The sequence below is a fragment of the Streptomyces sp. NPDC085460 genome, from assembly GCF_044541975.1.
Lineage (GTDB): Bacteria > Actinomycetota > Actinomycetes > Streptomycetales > Streptomycetaceae > Streptomyces.
In genome coordinates this window covers 543,013-549,162 of the sequence record NZ_JBITTO010000006.1, presented here as the reverse complement: position 1 = coordinate 549,162, position 6,150 = coordinate 543,013, and the positions used below count along the sequence as shown (strand labels likewise).

General features: G+C 69.8%; 7 protein-coding genes. 2 read left to right on the top strand and 5 right to left on the bottom strand.

The genetic code is table 11. The annotated features are described in order from the left end of the window. Nucleotides 1-298 precede the first annotated feature (298 nt). The 3 genes from ACIGHB_RS18815 to thyX all read right to left on the bottom strand — a co-directional run bounded on the left by ACIGHB_RS18815 (nt 299) and on the right by thyX (nt 3,934). A complete protein-coding gene (locus ACIGHB_RS18815) occupies nt 299-1,984 on the bottom strand; it encodes a ribonuclease J (protein ID WP_399914328.1) in 1,686 nt (561 codons plus the stop codon). 132 nt (nt 1,985-2,116) lie between these two features. Beyond that, nucleotides 2,117-3,016, bottom strand: a complete 900-nt coding sequence (gene dapA, locus ACIGHB_RS18810; protein WP_360312311.1) for a 4-hydroxy-tetrahydrodipicolinate synthase — start codon at nt 3,014-3,016, stop codon at nt 2,117-2,119. A 177-nt stretch (nt 3,017-3,193) separates the two neighbouring features. Further along, nucleotides 3,194-3,934, bottom strand: coding sequence for an FAD-dependent thymidylate synthase (gene thyX / locus ACIGHB_RS18805; protein ID WP_360312309.1), 741 nt, complete (start codon nt 3,932-3,934; stop codon nt 3,194-3,196). A gap of 158 nt (nt 3,935-4,092) precedes the next feature. On the opposite strand from thyX, the gene ACIGHB_RS18800 reads away from it, so the two are divergent. Then, nucleotides 4,093-4,332 (top strand): hypothetical protein, encoded by a 240-nt coding sequence (locus ACIGHB_RS18800; RefSeq protein ID WP_360312307.1) that lies wholly within the window; start codon nt 4,093-4,095, stop codon nt 4,330-4,332. Nucleotides 4,333-4,386: 54 nt separating this feature from the next. Further along, entirely contained in the window at nt 4,387-4,935 is a 549-nt protein-coding gene (locus ACIGHB_RS18795; protein WP_360312305.1) for a hypothetical protein, read from the top strand. Here the strand turns inward: ACIGHB_RS18795 and ACIGHB_RS18790 are convergent. Both ACIGHB_RS18790 and dapB read right to left on the bottom strand, forming a co-directional pair. After that, nucleotides 4,925-5,377: a hypothetical protein gene (locus ACIGHB_RS18790; protein WP_360312303.1), complete on the bottom strand. Its 453-nt coding sequence runs from the start codon at nt 5,375-5,377 to the stop codon at nt 4,925-4,927. The genes ACIGHB_RS18795 and ACIGHB_RS18790 overlap by 11 nt on opposite strands. Nucleotides 5,378-5,382: 5 nt before the next feature. Continuing rightward, nucleotides 5,383-6,135: a 4-hydroxy-tetrahydrodipicolinate reductase gene (gene dapB, locus ACIGHB_RS18785; protein ID WP_399914324.1), complete on the bottom strand. Its 753-nt coding sequence runs from the start codon at nt 6,133-6,135 to the stop codon at nt 5,383-5,385. Nucleotides 6,136-6,150 lie beyond the last annotated feature (15 nt).

The following is a 6,150-nucleotide window of genomic DNA, read 5'->3' as shown; positions in this document are numbered from 1 at the left end:
CTTCGTTCCTGTTTCCAGGCCCTCCGGGCGCTTCCTTCGTTTCCGACTCTATCAGATCTTTCCGATCCGATTTCCTCGGTGCTTTCCGGTCCCGATTTGTTTTTCTCGGGGCCTTCCGGCGCTTTCCGACTTTATCAGAAGATCTGAGTCGGATTTCCCGCCTCCCGTTCGGCCGTCCGGGCGCACTGCGGCGCCGGGGCTTCCCGTTCTGGCGGAGCCGTAAACGTACTGGAGCGGGGCGCCCCGATGCAAATCGAGGCGCCCCGCTCCGTAACCGTCCTGGTCAGGCCCTTCGGGCTCAGACCTCGACGACGACCGGGAGGATCATCGGCCGGCGGCGGTAGGTGTCGGAGACCCACTTGCCGACGGTGCGGCGGATCAGCTGCTGGAGCTGGTGGGGCTCGACGACGCCGTCCTGGGCGGACTTGTTCAGCGCCTGCTCGATCTTCGGGAGCACCGCGTCGAAGGCGGAGTCCTCGATGCCGGAGCCGCGCGCGTGGACGTGCGGGCCTCCGGTGATCTTGCCGGTGGAGGAGTCCACCACCAGGAAGACCGAGATGATGCCCTCCTCGCCGAGGATCCGGCGGTCCTTCAGGGAGGACTCGGTGACGTCGCCGACCGAGAGGCCGTCCACGTACACGTACCCCGCCTGGACCTTGCCGGTGATCCGGGCGCGACCGTCGACCAGGTCGACGACGACGCCGTCCTCGGCGATGACGATGTGGTCCTTCGGGATGCCCGTCATCGCGCCGAGCTCGGCGTTGGCCCGCAGGTGGCGCCACTCGCCGTGGACCGGCATGAGGTTCTTCGGCTTGCAGATGTTGTAGAAGTACAGCAGCTCGCCGGCCGAGGCGTGGCCCGAGACGTGGACCTTGGCGTTGCCCTTGTGGACGACGTTGGCGCCCCAGCGGGTCAGGCCGTTGATCACGCGGTACACCGCGTTCTCGTTGCCCGGGATGAGGGACGAGGCCAGGATGACCGTGTCGCCGGGGACGATCCGGATCTGGTGGTCGCGGTTCGCCATCCGGGACAGGGCCGCCATCGGCTCGCCCTGGGAACCCGTGCAGACCAGCACGACCTCGTCGTCCGGCAGGTCGTCGAGGGTCTTCACGTCCACGACGAGACCGGCCGGGACCCGGAGGTAGCCGAGGTCGCGGGCGATGCCCATGTTGCGGACCATCGAGCGGCCGACGAAGGCGACCCGGCGGCCGTACTCGTGGGCGGCGTCGAGGATCTGCTGGATGCGGTGGACGTGGCTGGCGAAGCTCGCCACGATGATCCGCTTCTGGGCGTTGGCGAAGACGTTCCGCAGGACGTTGGAGATGTCCCGCTCGTGCGCCGTGAAGCCGGGGACCTCGGCGTTCGTCGAGTCCGTCATGAGGAGGTCGATGCCCTCCTCGCTCAGACGCGCGAAGGCGTGCAGGTCGGTGAGGCGGTTGTCCAGCGGCAGCTGGTCCATCTTGAAGTCGCCCGTGTGGACGACCATGCCCGCGGGGGTGCGGATGGCGACCGCCAGGGCGTCCGGGATGGAGTGGTTGACCGCAATGAACTCGCAGTCGAAGGCGCCGAGCCGCTCGCGGTGGCCCTCGGCCACCTCCAGCGTGTACGGGCGGATGCGGTGCTCCTGGAGCTTCGCCTCGATCAGCGCGAGGGTCAGCTTGGAGCCGATGAGGGGGATGTCCTGCCGCAGGCGCAGCAGGTACGGCACACCACCGATGTGGTCCTCGTGGCCGTGGGTCAGGACGATGCCGACGACGTCGTCGATGCGGTCCTGGATGGTCGTGAAGTCGGGCAGGATCAGGTCGACGCCCGGCTGCTCCTCCTCGGGGAAGAGGACGCCGCAGTCGACGATCAGCAGCTTGCCGTCGAACTCGAAGACGGTCATGTTGCGGCCGATCTCGCCCAGGCCGCCGAGCGGGGTGACGCGCAGACCGCCCTGGGGGAGCTTCGGCGGGGCGCCGAGTTCGGGATGCGGATGGCTCAAAAGTCTCTCCTCACCACACACGCCACGTACCGGTCGGGCACGTGGCGCGCATGACAATCGTGCACTTGCTGTTGTCGGTGTTCAGTTGTCGCCGTTTTCAGTTGTCGTCGTATTCAGTTGTGAAGTCGGATGTCAGAGGTCTACCCCGCCGGCGGCCAGATCGACCTTGAGCTGCTCGGTCTCCTGCGCGGAGAGCTCGACGAGCGGAAGGCGGAGCGGGCCGGCCGGAAGGCCCTGGAGGGCGAGCGCGGCCTTGGTGGTCATGACGCCCTGGGTGCGGAACATGCCGGTGTAGACCGGGAGCAGCTTCTGGTGGATCTCGGTGGCCTTCCGGAAGTCGCCCGCGAGGTGGGCGTCGAGGAGGGCGCGCAGGTCGGGGGTGACGACGTGGCCCACGACCGAGACGAAGCCGACGGCGCCCACGGAGAGCAGCGGCAGGTTGAGCATGTCGTCGCCGGAGTACCAGGCGAGGCCGGAGCGGGCGATGGCCCAGCTGGCGCGGCCGAGGTCGCCCTTGGCGTCCTTGTTGGCGACGATCCGGGGGTGCTCGGCGAGCCGGACGATGGTCTCGGTGTCGATCGGGACGCCGGAGCGGCCGGGGATGTCGTAGAGCATCACCGGGAGGCCGGTGGCGTCGGCGATCGCCGTGAAGTGCCGGTACAGGCCCTCCTGCGGGGGCTTGTTGTAGTACGGCGTGACGGCGAGGAGGCCGTGGGCGCCGTCGCGCTCGGCGGCGCGGGCCAGCTCGATCGAGTGGTGGGTGTCGTTGGTGCCGATGCCGGCGACGACGTGGGCGCGGTCGCCCACGGCCTCCAGTACGGCGCGTACGAGCTCCGATTTCTCCGCGTCGCTGGTGGTGGGGGACTCGCCGGTGGTGCCGTTGACGACGAGGCCGTCGTTGCCTGCGTCCACCAGGTGGGTGGCGAGTCGCCGGGCGCCGTCGAGGTCGAGAGCGCCGTCCGCCGTGAAGGGCGTGACCATGGCGGTGAGGACCCGCCCGAAGGGGGTCTGCGGAGTGGAGATCGGAGCCATGGGTAACACGCTACTCGCTGCTCAGCGCCGGGTGTCCCCTCGGGGGACGTGAGAAGAGGAGCCCGGCACTGCCTGCTCGGGGGTTCAAGCAGTGCCGGGTCCGTTTGATCAGCCTAGATGAACTTCACGAAACGTCGCAATACGGACACTTCGCGAGAGTGGACGAACATGTGTGCCTTACGGCGCCACGCGCCCGTTCTTGTTGAAGGCCGCGTGGGTCAGCGGCATCAGCCGGGCCCAGTGCTCCTCCATCTTCTCGCCGACCATCTCGATCTCCCGCTGCGGGAAGGACGGGACCGTCGCCAGCTCGTGCTGGGTGCGCAGCCCGAGGAAGTGCATCAGCGAGCGCGCGTTGCAGGTGGCGTACATCGAGGAGTAGAGGCCGACCGGGAGGACCGCGCGGGCCACCTCGCGGGCGACGCCGCCGGCGAGCATCTCCTGGTACCTCTCGTACGCCTGGCGGTACGAGTCCTCCATCGCGCGGCCGACCAGCTCGTGCTGGGCCTCGGAGCCCTCGACGAAGACGTACTTGCCCGGACGGCCCTCCTGGACCAGCTTGCGGGAGGCGTCGGGGACGTAGAAGACCGGCTGGAGCTCCCTGTAGCGGCCCGACTCCTCGTTGTACGACCAGCCGACCCGGTGCCGCATGAACTCGCGGAAGACGAAGATCGGGGCGCTGATGAAGAAGGTCATCGAGTTGTGCTCGAAGGGGCTGCCGTGGCGGTCCCGCATCAGGTAGTTGATCAGGCCCTTCGAACGCTCGGGGTCCTTCTGGAGCTCTTCGAGGGACTGCTCCCCCGCCGTGGAGACCCGGGCCGCCCAGAGGACGTCGGAGTCGGCCGCGGCGCTCTTGACCAGCTCGACGGTGATGTCGCTCCGGAGGTCGATCTTCGCCGGCTCGGTGGGGGTGTCGGTCACCAGATGTACCTTCCAGTCGTCTGTGGGGCGGGCCCAGGTTAGCGCGACTCCGTCTGAAGGATGAGATTCGGCTGCTTCGGTGAAAAACGGCACCAAACCCCTGATCCGCTCGTCTGTACCTGTGAGGCACACGACAACCCCCGAGGAGAGTGACACCCATGTTCAGGCGGACAGAGGTCGTACCGTTCGCGTTCGTGGCGGAGGCCGACGAGTTCCGCAGTAACGTCACTCCGCCACCCCGGGAGAGGCTGCGACCCGGCCAGGTCGTCGGGCGTACGCTGCTCGGGCTGACCGTCGCCGCCGGACTGGTGGGCTCCCTGGTCTTCGGGATGCCGTCGCTCGACAGCACGGACTCGCCCGCGCGCCAGCAGCAGTCCGAAGCCTCCGACAACCGCTGAGGTAGCCTCACCGGGCACCGCCCCTTCGAGCGTGCTTGTGAGTGAGGAACCGCCGTGCCCCTGCCCTTTCTGACGGCCGACCGTGCCTTCGACGCCACCGACGCCGTCGCGCTCCCGTTCGACGACCACGACCAGTGGCGCCGTCCGTACCGTCCGGGGCCCTACCGGGTCGGTGCGGCGGCGCTCGCGCTGCTGCTCGCCTCGTTCGTGCTGCTCGCCGCGGTGATCATCGCCGCCGCGGGCGCCGTCGACGGCGCGCTCGTCACCTTCGGCGTCGCCCTGCTGATCATCCTGGCCGCGCTCCGCCTGCTGCGGATGGGTACCTGGGTGAGCCGCGCCGGCGTGCGCCGCGTCGGCTTCTTCACCACCGGTACCACCCCCTGGGCGAAGGTGGCCGGGGTCCGCACCGCCCAGCAGCCGGTGCGCTGGCTGAACTTCCCGCGCACCGTCCAGGGCCAGGCCCTGCTCCTCGACCGGCCGGGCGGCGAGCAGCTGGTGCTGCTCACCGACCACAACGCCGACTTCCTCTCCCGCGTCGAAGCCTTCGACCGGGCCGCCGACACCGTCGAGGCGTGGCACGCCGAGTACGGCGTCAGGCGCTGACCGTCCGGCCCTCGCGGAGGGCGATGGCCCGCTGCATCGCCTTGCGGGCCCGGGGGGTGTCGCGGGCGTCGTGATAGGCGACCGCGAGCCGGAACCAGCAGCGCCAGTCCTCCGGCGACTCCTCCGTCTCGGCCTTGCGCCGGGCGAAGACCTCGTCCGCGGAGTCGCGGTCGATCCGGCCGCCCTGGGTGCGCTTCAGCTCGTCGACGGGGAGTCCGCCCTCGGCCTCCAGCTCCGCGGCGAGCCGGTTGGCCCGGCGCGCGAAGCTGGTGTTCTTCCACAGGAACCAGGCGCCGACGCAGGGCAGCAGGAACGCCACCGCGCCCATGCCCATGGCCGCCGGCTCGCCGGTCAGGAGGAGCAGGACGCCCTCCATCGCCACCACCCCGAAGACCAGCACGAGGACGGTGGCGAGGAAGACGTACGTGATCTTGCCGCCCATGGCCGTCAGCCCAGGTCCAGGAAGTGCTCCAGGCCGAACGTGAGGCCCGGGGTGCTCACCACGCGGCGGGCACCGAGCAGCACGCCCGGCATGAAGCTGGCGTGGTGCAGCGAGTCGTGGCGGACGGTCAGCGTCTCGCCCTCGCCGCCGAGCAGCACCTCCTGGTGGGCCAGCAGGCCCCGGAGCCGTACCGCGTGCACCGGCACCCCGTCCACGTCCGCGCCGCGGGCGCCGTCGAGGGCGGTCGCGGTGGCGTCCGGCTGGGGGCCGAGGCCGGCCTCGGCGCGGGCCTTGGCGATCAGCTGGGCGGTGCGGGTGGCGGTGCCCGAGGGGGCGTCCACCTTGTTGGGGTGGTGCAGCTCGACGACCTCGACGGACTCGAAGTACGGCGCCGCGAGCTGCGCGAACTTCATGGTGAGGACCGCGCCGATGGAGAAGTTCGGCGCGATGAGGACGCCGGTCTCCGGGGAGGCGGCGAGCCAGCCGTCCAGCCGCGCGAGACGGTCCTCGGTCCAGCCGGTGGTGCCGACGACGGCGTGGATGCCGTGGCCCACGCAGTATTCGAGGTTGGCCATGACCGAGTCGGGGGTGGTCAGCTCGACGACGACCTGGGCGCCCTTCTCGGCGAGGGTCTCCAGCTCGTCGCCGCGGCCCAGGGCCGCGACCAGTTCCATGTCCTCGGCGGCCTCGACGGCCTTCACGGCCTCGGAGCCGATACGGCCCCGGGCACCGAGGACCGCCACGCGCAGCTTGCTCATCGCACTACTTCCTTA

Excerpts from the sequence above, each read along its gene's own strand:
- dapA (WP_360312311.1), bottom strand. The coding sequence starts at position 3,016 with ATGGCTCCGATCTCCACTCCGCAGACCCCCTTCGGGCGGGTCCTCACC.
- ACIGHB_RS18800 (WP_360312307.1), top strand. The coding sequence starts at position 4,093 with ATGTTCAGGCGGACAGAGGTCGTACCGTTCGCGTTCGTGGCGGAGGCC.
- ACIGHB_RS18790 (WP_360312303.1), bottom strand. The coding sequence starts at position 5,377 with ATGGGCGGCAAGATCACGTACGTCTTCCTCGCCACCGTCCTCGTGCTG.
- dapB (WP_399914324.1), bottom strand. The coding sequence starts at position 6,135 with ATGAGCAAGCTGCGCGTGGCGGTCCTCGGTGCCCGGGGCCGTATCGGC.